This is a genomic window from Pseudomonas sp. PA-5-4B (genome assembly GCF_021606215.1).
GTDB lineage: Bacteria > Pseudomonadota > Gammaproteobacteria > Pseudomonadales > Pseudomonadaceae > Aquipseudomonas > Aquipseudomonas edaphica.
In genome coordinates, this window is the sequence record NZ_WKDB01000048.1 from 18856 (window position 1) to 44364 (window position 25509).

Annotated in this window: 23 protein-coding genes; 15 read left to right on the forward strand and 8 right to left on the reverse strand. The window is 60.1% G+C overall.

Annotation, left to right across the window (positions count from 1 at the left end):
* Positions 1-112 precede the first annotated feature (112 nt).
* Positions 113-499 (forward strand): hypothetical protein, encoded by a 387-nt coding sequence (locus tag GIW28_RS21420; protein WP_099550401.1) that lies wholly within the window; start codon positions 113-115, stop codon positions 497-499.
* Between the two features lie 72 nt (positions 500-571).
* Here GIW28_RS21420 and GIW28_RS21425 read toward each other — a convergent pair whose 3' ends face one another.
* Positions 572-2749 (reverse strand): malate synthase G, encoded by a 2178-nt coding sequence (locus tag GIW28_RS21425; protein WP_236446049.1) that lies wholly within the window; start codon positions 2747-2749, stop codon positions 572-574.
* A gap of 379 nt (positions 2750-3128) precedes the next feature.
* On the opposite strand from GIW28_RS21425, the gene GIW28_RS21430 reads away from it, so the two are divergent.
* Entirely contained in the window at positions 3129-3641 is a 513-nt protein-coding gene (locus tag GIW28_RS21430; protein ID WP_017138018.1) for a glycine cleavage system protein R, read from the forward strand.
* Between the two features lie 223 nt (positions 3642-3864).
* On the opposite strand, the gene rarD is transcribed toward GIW28_RS21430, so the two are convergent.
* From rarD to GIW28_RS21455, 5 genes are all read right to left on the reverse strand, one after another.
* A complete protein-coding gene (gene rarD, locus GIW28_RS21435) occupies positions 3865-4749 on the reverse strand; it encodes an EamA family transporter RarD (protein ID WP_017138019.1) in 885 nt (294 codons plus the stop codon).
* A gap of 178 nt (positions 4750-4927) precedes the next feature.
* The gene (locus tag GIW28_RS21440) at positions 4928-5902 is read right to left on the reverse strand and encodes a serine/threonine protein kinase (protein WP_056857817.1); all 975 of its coding nucleotides are present in this window, start codon (positions 5900-5902) and stop codon (positions 4928-4930) included.
* 167 nt (positions 5903-6069) lie between these two features.
* The gene (locus tag GIW28_RS21445; protein ID WP_017138021.1) at positions 6070-7968 is read right to left on the reverse strand and encodes a PhoX family protein; all 1899 of its coding nucleotides are present in this window, start codon (positions 7966-7968) and stop codon (positions 6070-6072) included.
* 79 nt (positions 7969-8047) lie between these two features.
* Entirely contained in the window at positions 8048-8812 is a 765-nt protein-coding gene (locus tag GIW28_RS21450) for a TOBE domain-containing protein (RefSeq protein WP_017138022.1), read from the reverse strand.
* Positions 8813-8869: 57 nt separating this feature from the next.
* Positions 8870-9607 carry a ComF family protein gene (locus GIW28_RS21455; protein ID WP_138451640.1) on the reverse strand — a complete coding sequence of 246 codons (738 nt, stop codon included), beginning with the start codon at positions 9605-9607 and terminating at the stop codon, positions 8870-8872.
* 123 nt (positions 9608-9730) lie between these two features.
* Here GIW28_RS21455 and bioB point away from each other — a divergent pair, with 123 nt between their 5' ends.
* From bioB to GIW28_RS21485, 6 genes are all read left to right on the forward strand, one after another.
* On the forward strand, positions 9731-10786 hold the full coding sequence (gene bioB, locus GIW28_RS21460; RefSeq protein ID WP_017138024.1) for a biotin synthase BioB: 1056 nt from the start codon (positions 9731-9733) through the stop codon (positions 10784-10786).
* A gap of 156 nt (positions 10787-10942) precedes the next feature.
* Complete coding sequence (gene bioF / locus GIW28_RS21465) at positions 10943-12124, forward strand: 8-amino-7-oxononanoate synthase (protein WP_236446047.1); 1182 nt, start codon at positions 10943-10945, stop codon at positions 12122-12124.
* Complete coding sequence (locus GIW28_RS21470; RefSeq protein WP_176991594.1) at positions 12117-12848, forward strand: alpha/beta fold hydrolase; 732 nt, start codon at positions 12117-12119, stop codon at positions 12846-12848. Before bioF ends, GIW28_RS21470 begins: the two co-directional genes overlap by 8 nt.
* On the forward strand, positions 12841-13653 hold the full coding sequence (gene bioC, locus GIW28_RS21475; RefSeq protein ID WP_138451646.1) for a malonyl-ACP O-methyltransferase BioC: 813 nt from the start codon (positions 12841-12843) through the stop codon (positions 13651-13653). Before GIW28_RS21470 ends, bioC begins: the two co-directional genes overlap by 8 nt.
* Positions 13650-14330, forward strand: a complete 681-nt coding sequence (bioD, locus tag GIW28_RS21480; protein ID WP_017138028.1) for a dethiobiotin synthase — start codon at positions 13650-13652, stop codon at positions 14328-14330. Before bioC ends, bioD begins: the two co-directional genes overlap by 4 nt.
* A 106-nt stretch (positions 14331-14436) precedes the next feature.
* On the forward strand, positions 14437-14718 hold the full coding sequence (locus GIW28_RS21485) for a hypothetical protein (RefSeq protein WP_017138029.1): 282 nt from the start codon (positions 14437-14439) through the stop codon (positions 14716-14718).
* Between the two features lie 156 nt (positions 14719-14874).
* On the opposite strand, the gene GIW28_RS21490 is transcribed toward GIW28_RS21485, so the two are convergent.
* On the reverse strand, positions 14875-15015 hold the full coding sequence (locus GIW28_RS21490; protein ID WP_186617045.1) for a hypothetical protein: 141 nt from the start codon (positions 15013-15015) through the stop codon (positions 14875-14877).
* 52 nt (positions 15016-15067) lie between these two features.
* Here GIW28_RS21490 and GIW28_RS21495 point away from each other — a divergent pair, with 52 nt between their 5' ends.
* From GIW28_RS21495 to GIW28_RS21510, 4 genes are all read left to right on the forward strand, one after another.
* The gene (locus tag GIW28_RS21495) at positions 15068-16873 is read left to right on the forward strand and encodes a phenylacyl-CoA dehydrogenase (protein ID WP_017138032.1); all 1806 of its coding nucleotides are present in this window, start codon (positions 15068-15070) and stop codon (positions 16871-16873) included.
* Positions 16874-17078: 205 nt separating this feature from the next.
* Positions 17079-18368, forward strand: coding sequence for a GGDEF domain-containing protein (locus GIW28_RS21500; protein WP_017138033.1), 1290 nt, complete (start codon positions 17079-17081; stop codon positions 18366-18368).
* 90 nt (positions 18369-18458) lie between these two features.
* On the forward strand, positions 18459-20228 hold the full coding sequence (locus tag GIW28_RS21505) for an acyl-CoA dehydrogenase C-terminal domain-containing protein (RefSeq protein ID WP_236446044.1): 1770 nt from the start codon (positions 18459-18461) through the stop codon (positions 20226-20228).
* A gap of 258 nt (positions 20229-20486) precedes the next feature.
* Positions 20487-22265 carry an acyl-CoA dehydrogenase C-terminal domain-containing protein gene (locus tag GIW28_RS21510; RefSeq protein ID WP_169987495.1) on the forward strand — a complete coding sequence of 593 codons (1779 nt, stop codon included), beginning with the start codon at positions 20487-20489 and terminating at the stop codon, positions 22263-22265.
* A gap of 226 nt (positions 22266-22491) precedes the next feature.
* Here the strand turns inward: GIW28_RS21510 and GIW28_RS21515 are convergent, their stop codons facing one another.
* Positions 22492-23391, reverse strand: a complete 900-nt coding sequence (locus GIW28_RS21515) for a LysR family transcriptional regulator (RefSeq protein ID WP_236448186.1) — start codon at positions 23389-23391, stop codon at positions 22492-22494.
* A gap of 209 nt (positions 23392-23600) precedes the next feature.
* On the opposite strand from GIW28_RS21515, the gene GIW28_RS21520 reads away from it, so the two are divergent.
* The 3 genes from GIW28_RS21520 to GIW28_RS21530 all read left to right on the forward strand — a co-directional run bounded on the left by GIW28_RS21520 (position 23601) and on the right by GIW28_RS21530 (position 25425).
* Positions 23601-24860, forward strand: a complete 1260-nt coding sequence (locus GIW28_RS21520) for an aspartate aminotransferase family protein (RefSeq protein ID WP_236448185.1) — start codon at positions 23601-23603, stop codon at positions 24858-24860.
* A 105-nt stretch (positions 24861-24965) separates the two neighbouring features.
* A complete protein-coding gene (locus GIW28_RS21525; RefSeq protein ID WP_157786506.1) occupies positions 24966-25121 on the forward strand; it encodes a hypothetical protein in 156 nt (51 codons plus the stop codon).
* Complete coding sequence (locus GIW28_RS21530) at positions 25105-25425, forward strand: helix-turn-helix domain-containing protein (protein ID WP_017138039.1); 321 nt, start codon at positions 25105-25107, stop codon at positions 25423-25425. The genes GIW28_RS21525 and GIW28_RS21530 overlap by 17 nt, the downstream gene beginning before the upstream one ends.
* Positions 25426-25509: the final 84 nt, after the last annotated feature.

Sequence of the window (25509 nt, forward strand, 5' to 3'; positions counted from 1 at the left end):
ACTCTTTACCTGTCAATGTTGACAGTTGGAAAGTTGAATAGGCTCTTGTCTACTGGATGAAGTGACGCGTAGAGATCGTTACTTTAAATACTCATTAGACGGGGTGATGGAAATGGCGACTGAAAGTTCGTTCAAAGGTTCGGCAATTCTAAAAGTTACCTATAAAGACAAACCGCACCTTGAGTTTAATTTTGATAAGGTTGAAGGGGCTGCAAACAATTTCGTTGCTTTTGACAATAAAGGCAAACCAGTCTTGCAAATTGTTTATCCTCATGACGTTAAAGACGGTGAAACCTATAAGTTTGACTACGCAGCAGATAATTCATGGGGGTTACAGTTCTACGGCGACGGAGACGCCCGCGGTTTGGCCGGGACAGTCACAGTGATTGTTACGGATGGCGGCGATCACCAAGCACTTACCATTACTGCTGTTTATGAAAAAGAAGTAGGTAAGAAATACGTGTTTGATGGGAAGGCTGATATCCAGTACACCCCATGATGAAATCGGATAGATGAGTGTTATGTGTGGGCTTGAACTCCCTGATCCGCAGATCAGGGAGTCGTTTTCTAATTAAATACCGTTTTTCGCCTTATATTCCCGACGCCGACGATGCAACACCGGCTCCGTATACCCATTCGGCTGCTTAGTCCCTTCAATCACCAACTCCACCGCCGCCTGGAACGCGATGTTGCTGTCGAAATCCGGTGCCAGCGGGCGATACAACGCGTCACCGGCATTCTGACGGTCCACCACCGGCGCCATGCGCTTGAGGCTTTCCATCACCTGGGCTTCGTTGACGATGCCGTGGCGCAGCCAGTTGGCGATGTGCTGGCTGGAGATGCGCAGGGTGGCGCGGTCTTCCATCAGGCCCACATCGTTGATGTCCGGCACTTTCGAGCAGCCGACGCCCTGGTCGATCCAACGGACCACATAGCCGAGGATGCCCTGGGCGTTGTTATCCAGTTCGTTGCGGATTTCTTCGTCAGACCAATCGGTGTTGCTGGCCAGAGGAATGGTCAGGATATCGTCTACCGAAGCGCGCTCGCGCTTGGCCAGTTCGGCCTGGCGGGCGAACACATCAACCTTGTGGTAGTGCAGCGCATGCAGCGCAGCCGCCGTCGGCGATGGCACCCAGGCGGTGTTGGCGCCGGCCAGTGGGTGAGCGATTTTCTGTTCGAGCATCGCCGCCATCAGGTCGGGCATGGCCCACATGCCTTTACCGATCTGTGCACGACCTTGCAGGCCGGTGCTCAAGCCGATATCGACGTTCCAGTTTTCGTAGGCACCGATCCATTTTTCCGCCTTCATGGCGGCCTTGCGCACCATCGCGCCAGCTTCCATGGAGGTGTGGATTTCATCGCCGGTGCGGTCGAGGAAGCCGGTGTTGATAAACACCACGCGCTCGCTGGCCGCCTTGATGCAGGCCTTGAGGTTGACCGTGGTGCGGCGCTCCTCGTCCATGATCCCGACTTTGAGGGTATTACGCGGCAGGTTCAGCACGTCTTCGATGCGGCCGAACAGCTCATTGGTAAACGCTGCTTCTTCGGGGCCGTGCATCTTCGGTTTTACGATATAGACGGAACCGGTGCGGCTGTTCTTGCGGCTGCTGTTGCCGTTGAGGCTGTGGATCGCCGCCAGGCTGGTGAGCAGGCCGTCGAGGATACCTTCCGGTACTTCGTTGCCGTCTTTATCCAGGATCGCGTCGATGGTCATCAAGTGGCCAACGTTACGCACGAACAGCAGCGAACGGCCGTGCAGGGTCACGTCCTGGCCATCCACGCCGGTGTAGACGCGGTCGGCGTTCATGGTGCGGGTGAAGGTCTTGCCGCCCTTGGCCACTTCTTCGGCCAGGTCGCCTTTCATCAGGCCGAGCCAGTTGCGGTAGATCACCACTTTGTCATCGGCATCGACGGCGGCGACGGAGTCTTCGCAGTCCATGATGGTGGTCAGCGCGGCTTCCATCAGCACGTCTTTGACGCCGGCGGCGTCGGTCTGGCCGACCGGGGTGCTGGCGTCGATCTGGATTTCGAAGTGCAGGCCGTTGTGTTTAAGCAGGATCGCAATCGGCTCGGCCGCAGGGCCCTGGAAACCGATCAGTTGTGCGTCGTCGCGCAGGCCACTGTTGCTGCCGCCCTTGAGGCTGACGATGAGCTTGCCATCCACCATCTTGTAACCGGTGGAATCGACGTGGCTGCCGGCGGTGAGCGGCGCGGCTTCGTCGAGGAAAGCACGGGCGAAGGCAATTACCTTGTCGCCACGCACTTTGTTGTAACCCTTGCCCTTCTCGGCGCCGTCGGCTTCGCTGATGGCATCGGTGCCATACAGCGCGTCGTACAGCGAGCCCCAGCGTGCATTGGAGGCGTTGAGGGCGAAGCGGGCATTCATGACCGGCACCACCAGCTGCGGGCCGGCCATGCGGGCAATTTCGTCATCGACATTTTGGGTCGAGGCCTGGAAATCTGCAGCTTCTGGCAGCAGGTAACCGATATCTTGCAGGAAGGCTTTGTAGGCCACTGGGTCGTGGGCTTTGCCTGCGTGGGTCTGGTGCCAGGTGTCGATCCGCGCCTGGAAATCATCGCGTTTGGCGAGTAGGGCTTTGTTCTTCGGTGCCAGGTCGTGGATGACCTTGTCGGCGCCGGCCCAGAACTGGTCGGCAGTGATGCCGGTGCCGGGAATGGCTTCGTTGTTCACGAAGTCGAACAGGACTTTGGCGACCTGCAGGCCACCGACTTGAACGTGTTCAGTCATTGCTTGCCTCACTCTGCGGAGCTTATGCGCTGTTTCAGATTTTCATTATGTAGTGCACGGTTGGGCATACTACATGATGACTTGCGGTTGTGAAAATTAGACTAAATACGTCGTTTAGCGACTCATTTTGGTCGTACGGTCACAGCGGAGAATCGGATGTTCTCAAAAAACTATTGGATTGTTCCAGATAAATATAAAAATGGTACACGATTTGTTTTTGACCACTTCTGTAGGAATTGGCTTTGTGTGGGAGCGGGCTTGCCCGCGATAGCAATACATCGCCCACGGATGTGTAACTGACACGCCCCCCATCGCGGGCAAGCCCGCTCCCACAGGGTGTGTGCCTATAATCGATGATCAACCCACCGAGGGCTTCGCCATGGACCATCTTGTACTCACTATTATCGCCGCCGACAAACCCGGCCTGGTTGAACGCATTGCGCAGAACATTGCCGCCCACGGCGGTAACTGGCTGGAAAGCCGCATGGCGCACATGGCCGGGCAGTTTGCCGGGATTTTGCGGGTCAGCGTGCCGACGGAACAGCGTCAAGCCCTGGTCGGCGCGCTGGAGGACTTATCCACACATGGCATTCGTGTGCTGGTGGGCGAGGGCAGCAGCGGGCAGGCCTCGGCGTCCAAATCGATCATGATGACGTTGGTGGGCAATGACCGCGCAGGCATCGTGCGCGAAATCACGGCGCTATTGAGCAAACAAGGCGTGAACCTGGCGAGCCTGAGCACGGATGTGCGTCCGGCGCCCATGAGCGGTGATCCCTTGTTTAGCGCCGAAGCGTTGTTGCAGGTGCCGGCCGCGTTGTCCCTGGATACCTTGCAGCTGTCCCTGGAAACCTTGGCCGATGATTTGATGGTGGAACTGCACCACGAGGAATAATCGGTCCACAAGGTTATGCATGGAAATCTTGCATGGGCCTGTGGATAACCTGTAGAGACCCGGCGCCAGGCCATGCCGGCCGGGCTTCTTCGTCGATTGAGCAAAAAACGAGCAGTTTCAATGGCTTGTGCACAAATGGCGGGGATCAGGGTGTGGATAACCTTGGGGTGAATGCCTGCAAGCCACGTGCACTGTGGCTTGCAGAGGTTTGTACGTTATTTGATCAGCGTTTGCGCACCGTCAGCCATGCATCCAGGCTGTAAACCACCAGGCCCGCCCAGATAAATGCGAAAGCAATCAGCGTGCTGGTCGCCAGGTGTTCACCGAACAGCAGCACCGCTTCCAACAGCACCAGCGTCGGCGCCACGTATTGCAAAAAGCCCAGTGCGGTGTAGGGCAAATGCCGTGCGGCGGCGTTGAAACACACCAGCGGAATCAGCGTAACCGGGCCTGCGGCCACCAGCCACCAGGCTTCGGAGGTGCTCCAAAATTCAAGCTGCGCACTATGGGCCGACGGGTTGAACAACAACCAGGCGACGGCGATCGGCACCAGCATCCAGGTTTCCACCACCAGCCCTGGCAGCGCCTTGACCGGCGCCTGTTTGCGGATCAAACCGTAAAAGCCGAAGGTCAGTGCCAGCACCAGCGACACCCACGGCAGACTGCCGACTTGCCACACTTGCTGCGCCACACCCACCGCCGCCAGCCCGACGGCGATCCATTGCAGGCGGCGCAGGCGCTCGCCCAGGATCAGCATGCCCAGCAGTACATTCACCAACGGGTTGATGTAGTAACCCAGGCTCGCTTCCAGCATGCGCCCGCTGTTCACCGACCACACATAGGTCAGCCAGTTGGCCGCAATCAACGAACCGCTGAGTGCCAGAATCGCCAGGCGCTTGGGGTTGTCGCGCAGTTCACGGAACCAGCCGGGGTGCTTCCACACCATCAACAGCAAACCGCCGAACAGCGCCGACCACAAGACGCGGTGCACGATGATTTCGGCGGCGGGAACACTGGCGATGGCTTTGAAATAAAGTGGGAAAAGACCCCAGATGACATAGGCACTCAGGCCCAGGATGTACCCCTTGCGGGGGTTGGCGGCGTGCATTGCAGAATCCTTGCTCAGGCAGCTTACAAAGCGCGATTGTAAGGATTTTTGTCAGGCAAGGCAGGGGCTTTTCTGTGGGAGCTGGCTTGCCTGCGATGAAATCACCTTAGTACCACTGATACACCGAGTTGTCTGAATCGCAGGCAAGCCAGCTCCCACACCGGTGGTGTACTGCTCTTTAGAAGAGTTTGAGGGGCTCTTCATTGAGCGCCGACAGTTGCTCACGCAACGCCAACACCTGGTCGCCCCAATACCGCTCGCTGCCAAACCACGGAAAGCTGTGGGGGAATGCCGGGTCATCCCAGCGCCGGGCCAGCCAGGCGCTGTAGTGCATCAGGCGCAAGGCGCGCAGGGGTTCGATCAAGGCCAGTTCGCGTGGGTCGAAGTCGTGGAACTCCTGGTAGCCGTCCATCAATTCCGACAGCTGGCCCAGGCATTCCTGACGGTCGCCCGCGAGCATCATCCACAGGTCCTGCACGGCCGGGCCCATGCGGCAGTCGTCCAGGTCGACGATGTGGAACATCTCGTCGCGGCACATCATGTTGCCGGGGTGGCAGTCGCCGTGCATGCGGATGTTCTTGTGCGGTGTGGCCTTGTACACCTCTTCCACGCGCTTGAGCAGGTCGCGCGCGACAGACTCGTAAGCGGGCAGCAGGCTTTTGGGAATGAAATTGCCTTCAAGCAAGGTGTTGAGGGAATCGTGACCGAAGTTCTTCACACCCAAGGCTTCGCGGTGTTCAAACGGGCGGGTGGACCCCACCGCGTGTAAACGGCCGAGCAATTGCCCGAGGCGATACAGCTGATCCAGGTTGCCCGGCTCCGGCGCCCGACCGCCACGGCGTGGGAACAGGGTGAAGCGAAAGCCCGCGTGTTCGAACAGGCTTTCGCCGTTATGCACCAGCGGTGCAACCACCGGCACTTCGCACTCGGCCAGTTCGAAGGTGAAGCGGTGTTCTTCCAGGATCGCTTCGTTGGTCCAGCGCTGCGGGCGGTAGAATTTGGCGATCAGCGGCTCGGAGTCTTCGATGCCCACCTGATACACGCGGTTTTCGTAGCTGTTAAGCGCCAACACGCGCGCGTCGCTGAGAAAGCCGATGCTTTCGACGGCGTCGAGTACTAAATCGGGGGTGAGTGTTTCAAACGGGTGGGCCATGCGAACTCCTGCGCGCAGCAGGGCGCCGCGTCCGGCCGGGTATGGTAACGCACCAACGCTGAGATAGGTGGCGACTGTGCCATTGCCATCGCAGGCAAGCCAGCTCCCACACTTGAGCGTGGAATGCGCTCAAAGGTGGGAGCTGGCTTGCCTGCGATGAGGCCCTGTCAGGCGCCGACTATCCCACCATCATCCCGCCGAATCGCCATCACCGACGAGCGCGGCTTGCCGTTTGGCAGATGCTCCGGCCAGGTCGAACCCCCGGTTTCCCCCGGATGCTGAATCCCCACAAACAGGGTCTTCTGGTCCGGCGAAAAGCTGATACCCGTGACCTCGCACGCCACTGGCCCGACCATGAAGCGGCGGATTTCCCCGGTGTTGGGGTCGGCGCACAGCATCTGGTTATTGCCCATGCCGGCGAAGTCGCCCTTGTTGCTGTAGTCGCCGTCGGTGAGGATCCACAAGCGCCCGGCCTTGTCGAACCCCAGGCCGTCGGGACTGTTGAACATGTTTTGCGGGTTGATGTTGGACGAGCCGCCTTTTGGCGTGCCGGCATGCACACCTGGGTTGCCGGCCACCACAAACAAATCCCAGGTGAAGGTGTTGGCGCCGTGGTTATCCGCGTCGGCTTTCCAGCGCAGGATCTGGCCATACACGTTTTTCTCACGCGGATTCGGCCCGCCCACCGGCTGGCCGTCTTCACCGCGCTTGGCGTTGTTGGTGAGCGTGCAATACACCTGGCCGTCGGTGGGGCTGACCACGATCCATTCCGGGCGGTCCATGCGTGTGGCTTTCACCACACTGGCGGCCAGGCGCGCGTGGATCAGCACTTCGGCCTGGCTGGCAAACCCCGAGCTGGCGTCGATGCCGTTTTTGCCGTGGGTGAGTTCGACCCATTCGCCTTTGCCCTTGGGGTGGTCGGCATTGCCGTCGCCGGCATCGAAAATCGCCACGTACAGGGTGCCGTGGTCGAGCAGGTTCTTGTTGGCTTTGGGGTTGTGGTGGTTGATCGGATCGCGGCTGACGAACTTGTAGATGAACTCGCCACGCTCGTCGTCGCCCATGTACACCACGGCGCGGCCATCACGGGTTTCTGCCAGTGCGGCGTTTTCGTGTTTGAAGCGGCCCAGGGCAGTGCGCTTGACCGGTGTGGATTGCGGGTCGAACGGGTCGATTTCCACCACCCAGCCGTGGCGATTGAGTTCGTTGGGGTTCTTGGCCATGTCGAAGCGCGGGTCGTGCAGGTGCCAATTGATCTCACGGCTGGCGGCCACCACGCCGTAGCGCTTTTGCCCGGCGTCGAAGCTTTGTTGCGGGTTGCTGCTGCCAAAGCAGTCGGTGAAGTTCTCTTCGCAGGTCAGGTAAGTGCCCCATGGCGTCTTGCCGTTGGCGCAGTTCTGGAAGGTGCCGAGGGCTTTTTTGCCGGTTTTGTCGGCGCTGGTTTTCAGCCAGGCATGGCCGGCAGCGGGGCCACCCAGGCGGATCGGCGAGTTACCGTGGATGCGGCGGTTGTAGCGCGAGTCCTGCACGAACTGCCAGGTGTCGCCCTTGCGCCGCACCTCTATCACCGACACACCTTCGCTGGCCTGGGCCTTGCGCACGTCTTCAGCCGATTGCGGCGCGCCGCCATGGGCGTAGAGGTAGCGGTAGTTGGTGTATTCGTTGTTGATGGCCATCAGCGCACGGTTGTTGTCACCGGGGAAGGCGAACAGGCTCATGCCGTCGTTGTTGTCACCGAACTGCTGTTCCTGGGCCTTGGCAGTGCCATTGCCGGACGGGTCGAAGGCTGGCGCGTTCTTGTGCAGCGGCTGGCCCCAACTGATCAGTACCGAGGCGGAGTAACCCGGCGGCAAGGTGATGGCGTCGCTGGTGGCCGCAGCGATGCTGGCAAAGCCCAGCAAGGGGCTGGCGGTGGCAGCGTTCACGGCCATTGCGCTGCGCGTGAGCAGGTTGCCACCCAGGAACATCGCGGCACCGCACAGGGCGCCGGCGCCGATAAAACGGCGGCGGGTGAGGCCGACCATCTGTTCAAGGTCGGTGGCTTGGTTTTCTTCTAATAGGCTCATTTCAGGCTCCCTGCGGTTTTTGCAGACACCTTAAGGAGCGCTCGTGACGAATTTGTTGCAGCTTAAAGATGGCGGGCGCCTAAACCGGTGTGCCGAGCAGCACATTGTTGGGTGAGAATTGCACCTGGACTTGGCCGCCTTCGACGACACCCAGTACCTGGAGCGCGGCGGGCTGCGCCAGGGCGCATAAAACCTGGCCGTTGGGCAGGGTGATGCGCACTTCGCTGGGGCCGTCATCGGCGTCGAGAATCGTCTCGATCACACCGCTCACGCAATTGTGTCCAGGTGTTGCAGCCTGCCCGATGGCGAGCAATTCCAGCCATCCGGCCTTGATCAAGGCGACCACTTCAACGCCGGTTTCCAGCTCCAGCCGCTGCGTGCTGTCGTGAGTGATCTGCGCACTCAGGCTCAAGCCGCCCGAGAGTTGCAGGCGAATCAAGTCATTGCGGCCCTGGTGTTCGATGGCGCTGACCTGGCCGTGCAGTTGGTTGCGCGCGCTGGTGCGCAACATCAGGCGACCGAGCAGGTTGAAGTCGCTCGCGTCCTCATCCGAACCCAGCACCTCGGCCTGCAACACTTGCAGGCGTTGGTACAGGCGCAGCACGCGCTCACCTTCGGCCGTCAGCTTGGCGCCGCCGCCGCCTTTGCCGCCGACGCTGCGCTCCACCAGCGGCTTTTGCGCCAGGTTGTTCAACTCGTCGATCGCATCCCACGCGGCCTTGTAACTCAGACCAGCGCTCTTGGCTGCGCGGGTGATCGAACCCTGCTCGGCAATATGCGCCAACAGGGCGATGCGCTGGGGGCGGCGGATGATGTGTTGGCTGAGGGAGGTCGGCAGAGACATGTGGATACGCTTCGATAAGGTCAGCGGACGTTGCAGGCGCGGCGCACGCGAGTCAAGTCATGAGCCTGGTTTTGGCGTGCGGGCCAGACAGTACACATCGACCTGACGAGCGCCAGCGTCCATCAATAGGCGGGCCAGGCTGTGGGCGGTGGCGCCGGTGGTGAGTACGTCGTCCACCAGCGCAAAGTGGCGGCCCTGCACCTGGGCGCCGGGTGCCAGCGCAAACGCGGTGAGCAGGTTGCGTTGGCGGGTCTTGGCGTCGAGGGCTTGTTGCGCGACGGTTTCATGGGGGCGTAACAACAGGTGTTCATCGTGTGGGAGGTCGAGGTCTTCGCTGAGCCAGCGGGCCAACATCAACGATTGGTTGAAGCCGCGCTCACGCAGACGCTTGCGCGCCATGGGCACCGGCAGCAGGCAGTCGGGGCGGGTGAGTGCGGTGTTGTCGAAACGGTGTTGCAGATACTGGCCCAGCAAGTGTGCGAGCAGATGACCCAGTGGCCAGCGCGACTGGTGTTTGAAGCGGCTGATAAGGGTGTCGACGGGGAAACCGTAGGTCCAGGGTGCGATCACCTGTTTATAGGCAGGCGGCTTTTTTTGACAGGGGCCGCAAATCAAACCCTCCATCGGCAGGGGCAGGGCGCACACCTCGCAATGCTCCAGCAGCCAGGGCAGCTCGGTTTCGCAGGCGTTGCACACAGTGTGGTTGGAGTTTGTTGCTTCATCGCAAATTAAACAGGTCTGGTTGTTTTCTAACCAGATGTAAACCTGATGTTTGTATCTGAGTTGACAGTGCATGAATCTTCCTTAAATATGCCGAGCATCCGTGTCGTGACTGACTGTGGGTATTGCGGGTATTGCCGGTATTGCCGGTATTGCCCTTCCCACAGCGTAAGCCCAAGCATAATCAAGGAATCGCCCATGAGCGCCAGCACCTCTGCCACCCTGCGTCACGATTGGTCTTTAGCCGAAGTCAAAGCGCTGTTTGTGCAACCCTTCAACGACCTGTTGTTCCAGGCGCAGACCGTGCACCGCGCGCATTTCGACGCCAACCGCGTGCAGGTCTCGACCTTGCTGTCGATCAAAACCGGCGCCTGCCCGGAAGATTGCAAATATTGTCCGCAGTCGGGCCACTACAACACCGGTCTGGAAAAAGAAAAGCTGATGGAGGTGCAGAAGGTCCTCGAAGAGGCCGCTCGCGCCAAAGCCATCGGTTCGACGCGCTTCTGCATGGGCGCCGCCTGGAAGCACCCGTCGGCCAAAGACATGCCCTACGTGCTGCAGATGGTCAAAGGCGTGAAGGCTATGGGCCTGGAAACCTGCATGACCCTCGGCCGTCTCGACCAGGACCAGACCGAAGCCCTGGCCCAGGCCGGCCTGGACTACTACAACCACAACCTCGACACCTCGCCTGAGTTTTACGGCAGCATCATCACCACCCGCACTTACGGCGAGCGCCTGCAAACCCTGGCCTACGTGCGTGATTCGGGGATGAAGATCTGCTCGGGCGGCATCCTCGGCATGGGCGAGTCCCTCGACGACCGCGCCAACCTGCTGATCCAACTGGCCAACCTGCCGGAGCATCCGGAGTCGGTGCCGATCAACATGCTGGTGAAGGTCGCCGGTACGCCGCTGGAAAACGCCGAAGACATCGACCCGTTTGACTTTATCCGCATGCTCGCCGTGGCGCGCATCCTGATGCCGCAATCCCATGTGCGCTTGTCGGCCGGCCGTGAAGCGATGAACGAGCAGATGCAGGCCCTGGCGTTTTTCGCCGGTGCCAACTCGATCTTCTACGGCGACAAGTTGCTGACCACCGCCAACCCGCAGGCCGACAAGGACATGCAACTGTTCTCGCGCCTGGGAATCTTGCCGGAGGCGCGTGAAGAGCACGCCGATGAAGTGCATCAGGCAGCGATTGAGCAGGCGTTGGTGGAGCAGAAGAGCAGCGAGCAGTTCTATAACGCGGTGGTTTAACGCCTCTCTCCACATTTGAAACGCAATCCAACTGTGGGAGCTGGCTTGCCTGCGATAGCGGTCGTCCAGGCACATTGATACTGAATGTGCTGCCGTCATCGCAGGCAAGCCAGCTCCCACATTGGATCGGGTTCAACCTGATCTGCCGAGGCCTGCATGTCTTTTGATCTCGCCGCGCGCCTCGCTGCCCGCCGGGCCGAACACCTTTATCGCCAACGCCCTTTGCTTGAGAGCCCGCAAGGCCCGCAAGTGGTGGTGGATGGCCAACCGCTCCTGGCATTCTGCAATAACGACTACCTGGGCCTGGCCAATCATCCACAAGTGATCGAAGCCTGGCGCGCCGGGGCCTCCCGATGGGGCGTGGGCGGTGGCGCTTCGCACCTGGTGATCGGCCATGCCACGCCGCACCATGAACTCGAGGAAGCCCTGGCCGACCTCACAGGGCGCCCGCGTGCACTGCTGTTTACCACCGGCTATATGGCCAACCTGGGCGCGGTCACCGCGTTGGTGGGGCAGGGCGATACGGTGCTGGAGGACCGGCTCAACCACGCCTCGTTGCTGGACGCCGGCCTGTTGTCCGGGGCGCGTTTCAACCGCTATCTGCATAACGACGCCAGCAGCCTGGCCAAACGCCTGGAGAAGGCGACCGGCAATACGCTGGTGGTCACCGATGGTGTGTTCAGCATGGACGGCAATCTGGCCGACCTGCCTGCGCTGGCCCGTGAGGCCCGCGCCAAAGGCGCCTGGTTGATGGTCGATGACGCCCATGGCTTCGGGCCGTTAGGTGCTACGGGCGGTGGAATTGTCGAGCATTTCGGCTTGAGCCAGGAAGACGTGCCGGTATTGGTCGGCACCCTCGGTAAAGCGTTCGGCACCGCCGGAGCGTTTGTGGCGGGCAGTGAAGAGCTGATCGAAAGCCTGATCCAGTTCGCCCGGCCCTACATCTACACCACCAGCCAGCCACCGGCATTGGCCTGCGCCACTTTGAAAAGCCTGGAGCTGCTGCGCACCGAGCACTGGCGGCGTGAGCACCTCAATGGTCTGATCCGCCAGTTCCGCCAGGGCGCCGAGCAGCTTGGCCTGCGGTTGATGGACAGCTTCACGCCGATCCAGCCGATCCTGATTGGCGACAGCGCCACCGCCATGCGCCTGTCGCAGATGCTGCGCGAGCGCGGCCTGATGGTGACAGCCATCCGCCCACCGACTGTGCCGGCCGGCAGTGCGCGTTTGCGCGTGACACTGACGGCGGCCCACAGCGCGGCCCAGGTGCAGCTATTGTTAAACGGATTGGATGAGTGTTTCCGGTTGTTAAGTATTACGGAGCCCGACCATGCGTGATCGACTGGTATTGCTGCCAGGTTGGGGGCTTGGTGTGTCCCCGCTGGAGCCTTTGGCTGGCGCCTTGCAGGGTTTGGACGAACACCTGCAAGTGCATATCGAACCGTTGCCGGTGCTGGCTTCCAGCGATCTGGATGAATGGCTCGACGAACTCGACGCCACACTGCCGGACAACGCCTGGTTGGGCGGCTGGTCCCTGGGCGGCATGCTCGCTTCCGAGTTGGCGGCGCGGCGCGGCGAGCGCTGCTGCGGGCTGCTGACATTGGCGAGCAACCCGTGTTTTGTCGCCCATCAAGGCTGGCCCAGTGCGATGCCTGCCGAGACGTTCGATGCGTTCCTCGCGGGTTGCCATGCCGATTCTCAGGTCACGCTCAAACGCTTTGGCCTGCTGTGTGCCAAGGGCGCTGCCGACCCGCGCGGGCTGTCGCGCCTGTTGGTCAGTGGGGCGCCGAATACGTTGTCGAGTGTGTTGATGCCGGGCCTGGAACTGCTTGCTCAACTGGATACCCGCGCCGCTTTGCAGGCGTTTCGTGGCCCGCAACTGCACCTGTTTGCGGGGTTGGACGGTTTAGTGCCCGCTGAAGCCGCGAGTGATCTATTGGCCCTGCTGCCCGATGTAGAAATCGGCCTGATTGAACAGGCCGGTCACGCTTTTCTTCTGGAAGACCCTCACGGTGTAGCGGGGGCCATCCAGGCTTTTTTGCATGAGTGTGTTGATGACTGATTTATCCCAGCCCCCACTGCCGGGCGGTTTGCCGGACAAGCGCCAGGTGGCGGCCTCGTTTTCCCGCGCAGCAGCCAGCTACGACAGCGTCGCCGAGTTGCAGCGCGCAGTCGGGCATGCGCTGATGTCCCGCTTGCCGGCGGCCCTCGCGCCCCGGCGCTGGCTGGATGTAGGCTGCGGCACGGGTTATTTCAGCCGTGCACTGGGCGAACTGTTGCCTGCAAGCCAAGGCGTAGCGCTGGATATTGCCGAGGGCATGCTCAACCATGCGCGGCCTTTAGGGGGCGCGCAGCACTTTATTGCGGGGGATGCAGAACGCTTGCCGCTTGCAACTGAGAGCTTCCAGCTGCTGTTCTCCAGCCTGGCGGTGCAGTGGTGCGCGAATTTCGACGCGGTGCTCAGTGAGGCCTGTCGTGTGCTGCAACCCGGGGGCGTCTTCGCATTTGCGAGCCTGTGCGTGGGCACCCTGGACGAGTTGCGCCAAAGCTGGCGTGCGGCGGATGGCCTGGTTCACGTCAACCGCTTCCGCACCTTCGAGGCTTACCAACAGCTGTGTGCTGCCAGCGGTTTGCGGGTGCTGAGCCTGGAGCGCCAGCCTCACGTGTTGCATTACCCGGATGTGCGCAGCCTGACCCACGAACTCAAGGCGTTGGGCGCGCATAACCTCAACCCCGGTCGCCCGGGAGGGTTGACGGGGCGCGCGCGGATTGTTGCACTGGTGCACGCTTACGAGCAGTTCCGCCAGGCCCAGGGCCTGCCCGCCACGTACCAAGTGGTGTATGCCGTACTGGAGAAACCGTTATGAGCGCCGCTTATTTCATCACTGGCACCGACACCGATGTGGGCAAAACCACCATCGCCGCCGGGCTGCTGCATGCCGCGCGGCTGGCGGGTAAAAGCACCGCCGCCGGAAAACCGGTGGCCTCAGGCTGCCAGCTCACCCCAAAAGGTTTGCGCAACGCCGACGCCTTGGCACTGCTGGCCGAATGTTCGCTGCCGTTGACCTATGCCGAGGTCAACCCGGTGGCCTTTGAACCCGCGATTGCGCCGCACCTGGCCGCGCGGGAGGCGGGTGTGGCGCTCACGGTGCAATCACTGTTGAAACCGATGCAGCACATACTCGCGCAACACGCGGATTTCACCTTGATCGAAGGCGCAGGCGGCTGGCGGGTGCCGTTGGCCGATCAGGACAACCTGTCGGACCTGGCCATGGCGCTCAAGCTGCCGGTGATCCTGGTGGTGGGCGTGCGTCTGGGCTGTATCAGCCATGCGCTGCTCACCGCCGAAGCCATCGCGCGGGACGGTTTGCCGTTGGCGGGTTGGGTGGCAAATATCATCGACCCCAAGACCTCTCGTCTGGAAGAGAACCTCGCCACCCTGGCTGAGCGGTTGCCTGCGCCGTGCCTGGGGCGGGTGCCAAAGCTCAAGCAGGCCAGCGCGAAAGTGGTGGCCGAGTACCTGGAGTTGGACCTGCTTGACTGATTTTGGCTATCGCTAAGGCATTATGCCATTAGTGTTTTTGACGGGCGTTTTGCCAGGATGTCTGCTTCAATTCAAGTTCACGATTCTCTAAAGGCAGGCTTACGCCATGGAAATCTCTGGAAGCAGCGCGTTTTATTCGGGGCTGAGCACTATTCAGGCCGGGCAGAACCGCGTCGACCAGGCCGCCGGCAAAATTGCCGGCGCCGCGACGACCCAGCCCTCGGACGCACAAAGTGATCGTCTACAAGCCAACGATCGCGCCCAGCCGTCCAACTCGGCGAGTAACATGGTCGAAATGGCCCAAGGCAAGTTTCAAGTGGAGCTGGGCGCGAAAGTTGCCAAGGCTTCGGATGAAATGCTTGGCACGTTGATCGATACCTACGCTTAACTTTCTATCGGCACACGCCGGCTCTTCTGTGGGAGCTGGCTTGCCTGCGATAGCATCGACTCAATCTTCCTGATATACCGCGGCGCCTGTATCGCAGGCAAGCCAGCTCCCACACAAGCCAGCTCCCACATTGTCCTGTGTCATCTCGTTGAACTTCTAAACTCCTTTTAAGCGTGGCATCCCGCCGCAGGCCTTGCCGTGCGTGGCATTGATGCGCGTCATGACAAACGGCTTCGGCGCGATGCTTGACAACCCCAGGTCGTAAACGTATGTTTCAAACACCTGTTTGACCGCCATAACAAATCCACGCGGTTGTTCATCCCAGATACATCAGCAGAGGTTTATCGCTATGCCTGACTACAAGGCCCCCTTGCGTGATATTCGCTTCGTTCGTGACGAACTGCTCGGTTATGAAGCGCACTATCAGAGCCTGCCGGCTTGCCAGGACGCTACCCCGGACATGGTTGACGCCATTCTTGAGGAAGGCGCCAAGTTCTGTGAGCAAGTGCTGGCACCGTTGAACCGCGTGGGTGACATCGAAGGGTGTACCTGGAGCGAGTCAGGCGTAAAAACCCCTACTGGTTTCAAAGAAGCCTACAAGCAGTTCGTCGAAGGCGGCTGGCCAAGCCTGGCCCACGACGTGGAGCACGGTGGCCAAGGCCTGCCGGAATCCCTGGGCCTGGCCGTGAGCGAGATGGTCGGCGCCGCCAACTGGTCGTGGGGCATGTACCCTGGCCTGTCCCACGGTGCGATGAACACCATCTCCGAGCACGGCACCCCGCAACAGCAAGACGCTTACCTGACCAAGCTGGTTTCGGGTGAGTGGACCGGCACCATGTGCCTGACCGAGCCGCACTGCGGCACCGACCTGGGCATGCTGCGCACCAAGGCCGAACCTCAGGCTGATGGTTCCTACAAAGTCTCCGGCACCAAGATCTTCATCTCGGCCGGTGAACACGATATGGCCGACAACATCGTCCATATCGTACTGGCCCGCCTGCCGGACGCACCGGCCGGCACCAAGGGTATTTCGCTGTTCATCGTGCCTAAATTCTTGCCGAACGCAGACGGCTCGATCGGCGAGCGCAATGCGGTGACCTGTGGTTCCCTGGAACACAAGATGGGCATCCACGGTAACGCCACCTGCGTGATGAACTTCGACGCGGCCACCGGTTTCCTGATCGGCCCGGCGAACAAAGGCCTGAACTGCATGTTCACCTTTATGAACACCGCTCGCCTGGGCACCGCGCTGCAAGGCTTGTCCCACGCCGAGATCGGCTTCCAGGGCGGCCTGAAATACGCTCGCGACCGCCTGCAAATGCGCTCCCTGACCGGCCCGAAAGCGCCAGACAAAGCCGCTGACCCAATCATCGTGCACCCTGACGTGCGCCGCATGCTGCTGACCATGAAAGCCTTCGCTGAAGGCAACCGGGCGATGGTGTACTTCACCGCCAAGCAAGTGGACATCGTCAAGTACGGCACCGACGACGAAGCCAAGAAACAAGCCGACGGCCTGCTGGCGTTCATGACCCCAATCGCCAAGGCGTTCATGACCGAAGTCGGTTTTGAATCGGCCAACCACGGCGTGCAGATCTACGGCGGCCACGGCTTTATCGCCGAGTGGGGCATGGAGCAGAACGTTCGCGACAGCCGCATTTCGATGCTGTACGAAGGCACTACCGGCATCCAGGCACTCGACTTGCTGGGCCGTAAAGTGCTGATGACTCAAGGCGAAGCGCTCAAGGGCTTCACCAAGATCGTGCACAAGTTCTGCCAGGCCAACGAAGGCAACGAAGCCGTTAAGGAATTTGTTGCACCGCTGGCGGCACTGAACAAAGAGTGGGGCGAGTTGACCATGAAGGTCGGTATGGCCGCGATGAAAGACCGTGAAGAAGTCGGTGCCGCCTCGGTGGACTACCTGATGTACTCCGGCTACGCGTGCCTGGCTTACTTCTGGGCCGACATGGCACGCCTGGCTGCTGAAAAACTGGCTGCCGGCACCACCGAAGAGGCGTTCTACACCGCCAAGCTGCAGACGGCGCGCTTCTACTTCCAGCGCATCCTGCCGCGTACCCAGACCCATAAGGTCACCATGCTGTCGGGCGCCAACAACCTGATGGACATGAAAGAAGAAGACTTCGGCCTGGCTTACTAAGCCCTGCCGGTCTCCTGAAAACCGCCGCTTCTTTTGGAAGCGGCGGTTTTTTATGTGCGGCGATAAAAAACACAGCACAGCACTCAGGGATTGCGCGTGGCTGCCGTTACAGTGATGGCAATGTGATACAGGTCACATTGAATGTGCTTAACTGTGCTCAGTGAAGGCACTGTGCCATCTTTCTGGGCGGGTCGGAGCTTTACCCTTGTCACGCGTGTCCGCTGTACGGTTCAGTCATTTTCTCCCTTCGTTGCTGCTGTTGCTGGCCGGGCTCTCGGCTGCGTATGTCAAAGACCTCAGCGTGTTCTTTACCTCGCTGTTCAATGTGCTGCCGACCTTGGTGCTGTTGCTCGGCGGCGCGTACTGCGCGGTGTATCGGCGCCAGCGTGAGCTGTTTCTGATGATCACGGTGTACGTCGTTTACTTCCTGCTCGACACCCAGACCGATTATTACCGCGATAACGGCCGCGTCCGTGAAGACGCCGCGGTGGTGTTCCATCTGTGTTGCTTGCTGTTGCCGTTGCTGTTCAGCATTTACGCGCTGTGGCAGGAGAAAACCCACCTGTTCCGCGACTTTGTGGCGCGCTGCGCCGTGCTTTTTGCGTTTGGCAGCGTAGCCCTGGCGCTTGAGCAGAGTTTCCCCCAAGCCTTGCTGAACTGGCTGGCGGAGATTCGCTGGCCGGCGCTGCATGGCAGTTGGATGAGCCTGATCCAGCTGTCGTACCCGATGTTCCTGATTGGTTTTGTCACCCTGGCGGCGCAGTACTGGTATCAGCCGCGGCCCTTGCACGCGGCGCAACTGGTGGGTTTGCTGGGGCTGTTCTGGATGTTGCCGCAAACCTTTATCCTGCCGTTCACGCTGAACATCATGTGCAGCCAGGTAATGCTGATGATTGCCGCCGGCGTGGCGCACGAGGCTTATCAGATGGCCTTTCGCGATGAACTCACCGGCTTGCCGGGGCGGCGCGCGCTCAATGAGCGCATGCAACGGTTGGGGCGCAATTATGTGTTGGCAATGAGCGACGTCGATCACTTCAAGCGCTTTAACGACACCCACGGCCACGATGTCGGTGACCAAGTGCTGCGGCTGGTGGCCAGCAAATTGTCGAAGGTCAATGGCGGTGGGCGTGCCTATCGTTATGGCGGGGAAGAGTTTGCCGTGGTGTTCGCCGGCAAGACGTTGGACGAGTGCATGCCGCACCTGGAAGAGATTCGCGAGATCATCGCCAACTACGCCATCAAGCTGCGCAACCCGGACCGTCCCCACGACGACCAGCAGGGCCGCCAACGCCGGGTGGGCAGTGGCGCCTCGAGTGTGTCGGTGACGGTCAGCATCGGCGTGGCCGAGCGCCAGGTCGAGCAGCGCACGCCTGAAGAAGTGCTCAAGTCCGCCGATCAGGCGCTCTACGCGGCCAAGGGCGCGGGGCGTAACTGCGTGGTCGCTGCCGGGCAAACCCGGCGCGGCGCGGTGCGCATGGAGAGCGCTGCCGGTTGAGTGATGGCGGTGTATTCAGCGGTTCTACAGTGATTGTTCGAGGCGATGACCGGCAGTAGGTTGAAAGTATCTGCTGCCGGAGACATTGCCATGCCTGAGTACAAAGCTCCCCTGCGCGACATGCGCTTTCTGATCGACAACGTGTTTGATTTTCACGGCCACTACGCCGCCTTGGGCGCCACCGACGCGAGCCCGGATATGGTCAGCGCGATTCTCGAAGAAGGCGCCAAATTCTGCGAAAACGTGCTGTCGCCGCTCAATCGCAGTGGCGATGAAGAAGGCTGCCACTTCGACAATGGCGTGGTCACCACGCCCAAGGGCTTCAAGGAAGCTTTCGCCCACTACGTGGAAGGCGGCTGGCATGGCGTGGCGGCGGACCCGGTCTACGGTGGCCAGGGCTTGCCGCTGTCCCTGGGCCTGGTGCTCAGCGAAATGATCGGCTCCAGCAACACCTCCTGGGGCATGTACCCGGGTCTCACCCACGGTGCAATGTCGGCGATTCACGCCCACGGCACTGAAGAACAGAAAGCCACCTACCTGACCAAACTCACCGCCGGCGAATGGACCGGCACCATGTGCCTCACCGAAGCCCACTGTGGCACTGACCTGGGTTTGATCAAGACCCGCGCCGTGCCCCAGGCGGACGGCAGTTACGCGGTCACCGGCAGCAAGATCTTTATCTCGGCCGGCGAGCACGACATGAGTGCCAATATCATTCACTTGGTGCTGGCCAAACTGCCGGACGCACCGGCGGGCACCAAAGGTATCTCGTTGTTTATCGTGCCCAAGTTCCACGCCGATTCAGGCGAGCGCAATGCGGTGCACTGTGGTTCCATCGAGCACAAGATGGGCATCAAGGCCTCGGCCACCTGCGTGCTGAACTTCGACGGCGCCAAGGGCTTTTTGATTGGCGAGGCGAACAAAGGCCTCAATTGCATGTTCACCATGATGAACCACGCGCGCCTGGGCACTGGCATGCAGGGTTTGTGCAATGGTGAGGCGAGTTTCCAGGGCGCGATCAAATACGCCAACGACCGCCTGCAAATGCGCGCGTTGACCGGCGCCAAGGCCCCGGATAAAGCCGCCGACCCGATCATCGTGCACGCCGACGTGCGGCGCATGTTGCTGACCATGAAGGCCTTCAACGAAGGCAATCGGGCGCTGACCTACTTCACTGCCCAACTGCTCGACACCGCGCACTTGAGCAGTGACGCCGCCCAACGCCAGGAGGCCGAAGACCTGTTGGCGTTCCTCACGCCTATCTGCAAAGCCTTTATGACCGAAACCGGGCTGGAGGTGACCAACCACGGTATGCAGGTGTTCGGCGGCCATGGCTACATTCGCGAATGGGGCATGGAGCAACTGGCGCGTGATGCGCGGATTGCGCCGATCTATGAAGGCACTAATGGCATCCAGGCGCTCGACTTGCTGGGCCGTAAGGTCCTGGGCAGCCAGGGCAAGTTGCTGCGCGGGTTTACCAAACTTGTGCATAAGTTCTGCGCAGCGAATGCCGAGCACCCGCAGCTCAAGGCCCATGTTGAGCAGCTCAACCAACTGAACCAGCAATGGGGCGAGCTGACGATGAAGGTCGGCATGGCGGCCATGAAAAACCCGGATGAAGTGGGCGCGGCGGCGGTGGATTACTTGATGTACAGCGGTTACATCATTCTGGCGTACCTGTGGTTGCGCATGGCCATTGCGGCCCAGTCGCATGACGACGCAGCGTTCGCCCAAGCCAAATTGGCCACCTGCGATTTCTACTTCAAGCGCTTGTTGCCGCGTACTGCAACGCACCGCGCCGCTGTGGAGGCGGGCAGTGAGTGCTTGATGAGCTTGCCTGCGCAGTTGTTTGCGCTTTAGGCGCGATTGATTCACTGCGGTCAAAATGTGGGGCTGGCTTGCCTGCGATGGCATCAACTCGGTGTAACTGATAAACCGAGGTGCCCGCATCGCAGGCAAGCCAGCTCCCACAGAAGTCCATATTGGATTCGTGATGTGACCATTAAATACCTAATGGTCACTAACGGACCCTATGTGTCTCAAATGTTGTTCGGTTACACTCGAAGCCTGTAAAACCGATCCTATCGAATCACTTTTCCTGTTCTCACGAGGTTTGCCATGGCTGATTACAAAGCGCCGCTGCGTGATATGCGCTTCGTCCTCAACGAAGTTTTTGAGGTCGCCAACACCTGGGCCCAATTGCCGGCATTGGCAGACACCGTAGATGCCGAAACCGTTGAGGCGATCCTTGAAGAAGCCGGCAAGGTCACGGCCAAATCCATCGCGCCGCTCAGCCGTAATGGCGACGAGCAAGGTTGCCGTTGGGCGGACACTGCCGTCAGCACGCCGGATGGTTTCCCACAGGCTTATAAGACCTACGCCGAAGGTGGCTGGGTGGGCGTCGGCGGCGACCCGATCTTCGGCGGCATGGGCATGCCCAAGGCCGTCTCGGCGCAGGTTGAAGAGATGATCAACTCATCGAGCCTGGCGTTTGGCCTTTACCCGATGCTGACCTCCGGCGCCTGCGTCTCCATCAACACCCACGCCAGCGAAGCGCTCAAGGCTACCTACCTGCCGAAAATGTATTCGGGTGAGTGGGCAGGTTCCATGTGCCTGACGGAAGCGCACGCCGGGACTGACCTGGGCATTATCCGCACCAAGGCTGAGCCTCAGGCGGACGGGTCCTACACCATCAGTGGCACCAAGATCTTTATCACCGGCGGCGAGCATGACCTCACCGACAACATCATCCACCTGGTGCTGGCCAAACTGCCGGATGCACCGGCCGGGCCAAAGGGCATTTCGCTGTTTCTGGTGCCGAAGTTCATGGTCAATGCCGACGGCAGCCTGGGCGCGCGCAACCCGGTGAGCTGCGGCTCCATCGAACACAAGATGGGCATCCAGGCATCCGCGACCTGCGTGATGAACTTCGATGCAGCCGTGGGTTACCTGGTGGGCGAGCCGAACCGTGGGTTGGCGGCGATGTTCACCATGATGAACTACGAGCGTTTGGGTGTGGGTATCCAGGGCCTGGCGTCGGGTGAGCGCTCTTATCAAAACGCGATTGAATACGCGCGCGACCGTCTGCAAAGCCGCTCGCCGACCGGCGCCCAGGCCAAGGACAAAGTGGCCGACCCGATCATCGTGCACCCGGATGTGCGCCGCATGTTGCTGACCATGAAAGCCTCGAACGAAGGCGGTCGTGCGTTCTCCACCTATGTGGCCACGCAATTGGACATCGCCAAGTTCAGTGAAGATGCCGCCGCTCGCGAACGTGCCGACAACCTGGTGGCGCTGCTGACACCTGTTGCCAAGGCCTTCCTCAGCGACCTTGGCCTGGAAACCACCGTGCTCGGCCAGCAGATCTTTGGCGGCCACGGCTACATCCGCGAGTGGGGCCAGGAGCAGTTGGTGCGGGATGTGCGCATCACGCAGATCTACGAAGGCACCAACGGCATTCAAGCGCTGGACTTGATGGGGCGCAAGATCGTTGGCAGTGGCGGGGCGTTCTACACCTTGTTCGCTGACGAGATCCGCCAGTTCATCGCGGCTTCAGGCGCCGAGTTGAGCGAGTTCACCCAACCGCTCAGCGCTGCCGTGGATAACCTGGATGAGTTGACCGCCTGGGTGCTGGACCGCGCCAAGACCAACCCGAATGAAATCGGCGCGGCTTCGGTTGAGTACCTGCACGCCTTTGGCTACATGGCCTATGCCTATATGTGGGCGCGCATGGCCAAGGCCGCGCTGGGCAAAGAGGCTGAAGAAGACTTCTACGCCAGCAAGCTGGGTACCGCGCGCTTCTACTTTGCCCGCCTGCTGCCGCGCATTCATTCACTGAGTGCGTCGGTAAAAGCCGGTAGTGAATCATTGTTTTTGCTGGATGAAGCACTGTTCTAAGGGCTTGGAGGGCGTGTAAGCATTCTCTTACATGACGTGCTGCTATTCGTCCTCTATCGCCAAATTGGATCCACGGATAATCTACTTCACATGGACGTCGCGCAGGAAGCGCAAAGCAACAACACGGACACGTAGGATTCTGCCAGGATGGCGGAGTGAAATGGATGTCAGGGAAACAGTCTGCAAAGCCCCGCTTCGGCGGGGTTTTCTTTTGCCCGCGAAAAAGTCAGGCGCCTGCCTGTGGGGCATTCATTACGTCTTCGAGCAGGGTGCGCAATAACGCCACCGTCGCTTGTTGGCGCTGCACATCGCGGCACACCAACCCCACTTTCAGCGGCACCTTGGGTTCACTCAAGGGCTTCCACAGCAGTGCCTTGCTGTTGTGTTCATCCTGGGAGCGCCCCGGCAATACGGTGGCGAGCTGGGTATGAGGCAGGCTATCGAGAATCCCTGCCATCGTATTCAACTCCGCCTGCACTTGTGGCCGTCGTCCTAAATTGGATAACTGGCCTTGCCAGATCTGGCGCACCTGAAACTCTTCCCCCAACAGCAGCATCGGCAACTCCGCCGCCTGTTTCAGCGAGACTTTCTTGAATTCCCGCAATGGGTGGTCTTCGGGGATGACGACCTTCAGTTCATCTTCGTACAGCAACACGCCGGTTAACCCCGGCTGACGGGGAGGCAAGTAGCTGATGCCGATATCCAGCGAACCGTTGAGCAAACGCCGCTCAATTTCAATCCCGGTCAACTCATAGATCTGCACCACCAGATGCGGTTGGGCTTTGCGCACGCGCTCGAGCATCTGCGGGACCAGGCTGGTGTGCACGGTTTGCAGCACGCCAATGGCCAAGGTGCGCATCGCCTGGCCCTTGAAGTTGCGCAAGGCCTCGACGGCTTGCTGCATGCCGTCGATCAGCGGCAAGGCGTGGTTGTACAAGGTGTGTGCCGCCAGTGTCGGCAACAGGCGCTTGCTGCTGCGCTCGAACAGGCTGACATCCAGGTTCTGCTCCAGCTGGCGAATCTGTTGCGACAAGGCCGGTTGCGAGATCGACAAACGCTCGGCGGCACGGCCCACGTGGCCTTCCTCATACACCGCGACGAAATAACGCAGTTGCTTGAAATCCATAAGACTTACTTATCGAAAAAGCTGGAAAATCGAAATGGCCGATGGCCCCTCGGACGCCTAGTCTAGCGCCTATTCGCAGGGCTTACAGGGCCGGATCGGGCAATGAACAGCGTTTATGTTGATAGCATTTACATAGGCAAGGCAAAAAACCTCAAGGGTGTGTTTGTACGGGGCGTCGACCAAGGCCCGGTTGCTATTGGGGGTGAGCTGTGAATCTGTTTCGTCGCCCTGCGCCGAGCCTGGACGATTTGATCGTGAACGCGCGCCATGACGGCTTCAGTAAATCCCTGATGCCGACTGTGGCAAGGCCCGCGCAGGTGTTTGTGCGTGGCCAGGGCTCCTGGCTCTGGGACAGCGACGAGCGCGCCTATCTGGATTTCAGCCAGGGCAGCGCCGCCAACAGCCTCGGTCATAGCCCGCAGGTATTGATCAAAGCCCTGGCCGATCAGACTCATATGCTGATCAACCCTGGCAACGGCCTGCACAACCGCGCCCAACTGAACCTCGTCGATCGGCTGTGCGATCACACCGGCAGCGACCAGGGTTACCTGCTCAACAGCGGCTCGGAAGCCTGTGAAGCCGCGATCAAACTGGCGCGTAAATGGGGCCAGCTGTATCGCGGTGGTGCCTATCGCATTATCAGCGCCAGCGGCGGCTGTCATGGGCGAAGCTTTGCGGCACTGGCAGCCTCGGCGAGTGCCGGCGGCAACCGTTTTGAGCCGCAACTGCCGGGTTTCAGTCATGTGCCCTTCAACGACTTGCCGGCGCTGCACGCCGCCGTCGATGCCCAAACGGTTGCCATCATGTTGGAGCCGATCCAGAGTGAAGCTGGCGTTATTCCTGCTACCGAGCACTATTTGAAGGGGGTCGAGCGCCTGTGCCGCGAACTGGGGATCCTGCTGATCTTGGATGAAGTGCAAACCGGCATTGGCCGTTGCGGCAGCCTGCTGGCTGAACAACAGTACGGCGTGCGTGCCGACATCATCACCCTCGGCAAAGGCTTGGGCGGCGGTGTGCCGTTGGCGGCGTTGCTGGCGCGCGGCAAGGCTTGTTGTTTCGAAGCGGGGGAACTGGAGGGTACGCATCACGGCAATGCTTTGATGGCGTCTGCCGGTACAGCCGTACTCGACGTCGTGTTGGAAAGCGGTTTTCTTGAACAGGTACGCGAATCCGGCCTGTACCTGGGAGAAGGCCTTGCCCGGCTGGCCTATCGATACGGCCATGGGCAACTACGCGGCAACGGACTCCTGTGGGGCCTGACGCTGTCAGATGATTCTGCGGATGCGGTGGTAAAGGCTGCATTGCACGAACACTTGCTCCTGACCGCGCCGAAACCCGACTGTTTGCGTTTTACTCCAGCCTTGAACATCAGCAAAAGCCACATCGACGAAATGCTCCTGCGCCTGGCGCGCGCGTTCTCCCGCGTGCGTACCGCCCAACTGCAATGTCGCAAGGGCATCGCCGTTTAACCTCTTATTCCTGAACCGTCTCGCGGCATACGCGGCGCCTCCAGCCTGATTCTTTTGGCTGGGGGCGTTTTTTTGTTCGTGAAATTTTTGGATTGAAAACGTTGATTGAGCATCCGTGAAAACAATGGCTTTATCAGTCAAAAAGATTTGATTTGGTTTCGGGCGATGGCAAAAACTTATGAAAGCTTAAACGACACACAAGTCCAGCAATTACTGGATTTAAGGGAGTTTGTGGAGATTCATCATGATCAAAAAATATGAAAGTGAAGCGCTGGAGTCGATTCATAAATCTGCCGTAGCACTTCATTCAATTGGAGCAATCAGCAAAACCACCCTCCGAGAATATGACGAAGCGTGCTTATCGGCCGTCCCTGAACAAATTCCGGCCGAGCAGATCAAGCAGCTGCGTGAAAGCAGTCATGTCAGTCAGCCCGTTTTCGCTCGCTACCTCAACACCAGCGCCTCCACCGTGAAAAAGTGGGAGTCCGGCGAAAAACAACCCAGCGGCATGGCGCTCAAGTTACTGAGCATCGTACAGAAACACGGCCTGGAGATTCTGGCCTGAAGATGGCCCAATGCCAGATTCCACTGAACCCTCACGAACACCCAAGGTCGATTAGCTACACGGCTCACACGAGCCGATTTTTTG

What these genes read in the sequence shown, in the direction of transcription:
- GIW28_RS21420 (WP_099550401.1), top strand. Translation starts at nt 113, where the DNA reads ATGGCGACTGAAAGTTCGTTCAAAGGTTCGGCAATTCTAAAAGTTACC.
- GIW28_RS21425 (WP_236446049.1), bottom strand. Translation starts at nt 2,749, where the DNA reads ATGACTGAACACGTTCAAGTCGGTGGCCTGCAGGTCGCCAAAGTCCTG.
- GIW28_RS21430 (WP_017138018.1), top strand. Translation starts at nt 3,129, where the DNA reads ATGGACCATCTTGTACTCACTATTATCGCCGCCGACAAACCCGGCCTG.
- rarD (WP_017138019.1), bottom strand. Translation starts at nt 4,749, where the DNA reads ATGCACGCCGCCAACCCCCGCAAGGGGTACATCCTGGGCCTGAGTGCC.
- GIW28_RS21440 (WP_056857817.1), bottom strand. Translation starts at nt 5,902, where the DNA reads ATGGCCCACCCGTTTGAAACACTCACCCCCGATTTAGTACTCGACGCC.
- GIW28_RS21445 (WP_017138021.1), bottom strand. Translation starts at nt 7,968, where the DNA reads ATGAGCCTATTAGAAGAAAACCAAGCCACCGACCTTGAACAGATGGTC.
- GIW28_RS21450 (WP_017138022.1), bottom strand. Translation starts at nt 8,812, where the DNA reads ATGTCTCTGCCGACCTCCCTCAGCCAACACATCATCCGCCGCCCCCAG.
- GIW28_RS21455 (WP_138451640.1), bottom strand. Translation starts at nt 9,607, where the DNA reads ATGCACTGTCAACTCAGATACAAACATCAGGTTTACATCTGGTTAGAA.
- bioB (WP_017138024.1), top strand. Translation starts at nt 9,731, where the DNA reads ATGAGCGCCAGCACCTCTGCCACCCTGCGTCACGATTGGTCTTTAGCC.
- bioF (WP_236446047.1), top strand. Translation starts at nt 10,943, where the DNA reads ATGTCTTTTGATCTCGCCGCGCGCCTCGCTGCCCGCCGGGCCGAACAC.
- GIW28_RS21470 (WP_176991594.1), top strand. Translation starts at nt 12,117, where the DNA reads ATGCGTGATCGACTGGTATTGCTGCCAGGTTGGGGGCTTGGTGTGTCC.
- bioC (WP_138451646.1), top strand. Translation starts at nt 12,841, where the DNA reads ATGACTGATTTATCCCAGCCCCCACTGCCGGGCGGTTTGCCGGACAAG.
- bioD (WP_017138028.1), top strand. Translation starts at nt 13,650, where the DNA reads ATGAGCGCCGCTTATTTCATCACTGGCACCGACACCGATGTGGGCAAA.
- GIW28_RS21485 (WP_017138029.1), top strand. Translation starts at nt 14,437, where the DNA reads ATGGAAATCTCTGGAAGCAGCGCGTTTTATTCGGGGCTGAGCACTATT.
- GIW28_RS21490 (WP_186617045.1), bottom strand. Translation starts at nt 15,015, where the DNA reads ATGGCGGTCAAACAGGTGTTTGAAACATACGTTTACGACCTGGGGTTG.
- GIW28_RS21495 (WP_017138032.1), top strand. Translation starts at nt 15,068, where the DNA reads ATGCCTGACTACAAGGCCCCCTTGCGTGATATTCGCTTCGTTCGTGAC.
- GIW28_RS21505 (WP_236446044.1), top strand. Translation starts at nt 18,459, where the DNA reads ATGCCTGAGTACAAAGCTCCCCTGCGCGACATGCGCTTTCTGATCGAC.
- GIW28_RS21510 (WP_169987495.1), top strand. Translation starts at nt 20,487, where the DNA reads ATGGCTGATTACAAAGCGCCGCTGCGTGATATGCGCTTCGTCCTCAAC.
- GIW28_RS21515 (WP_236448186.1), bottom strand. Translation starts at nt 23,391, where the DNA reads ATGGATTTCAAGCAACTGCGTTATTTCGTCGCGGTGTATGAGGAAGGC.
- GIW28_RS21530 (WP_017138039.1), top strand. Translation starts at nt 25,105, where the DNA reads ATGATCAAAAAATATGAAAGTGAAGCGCTGGAGTCGATTCATAAATCT.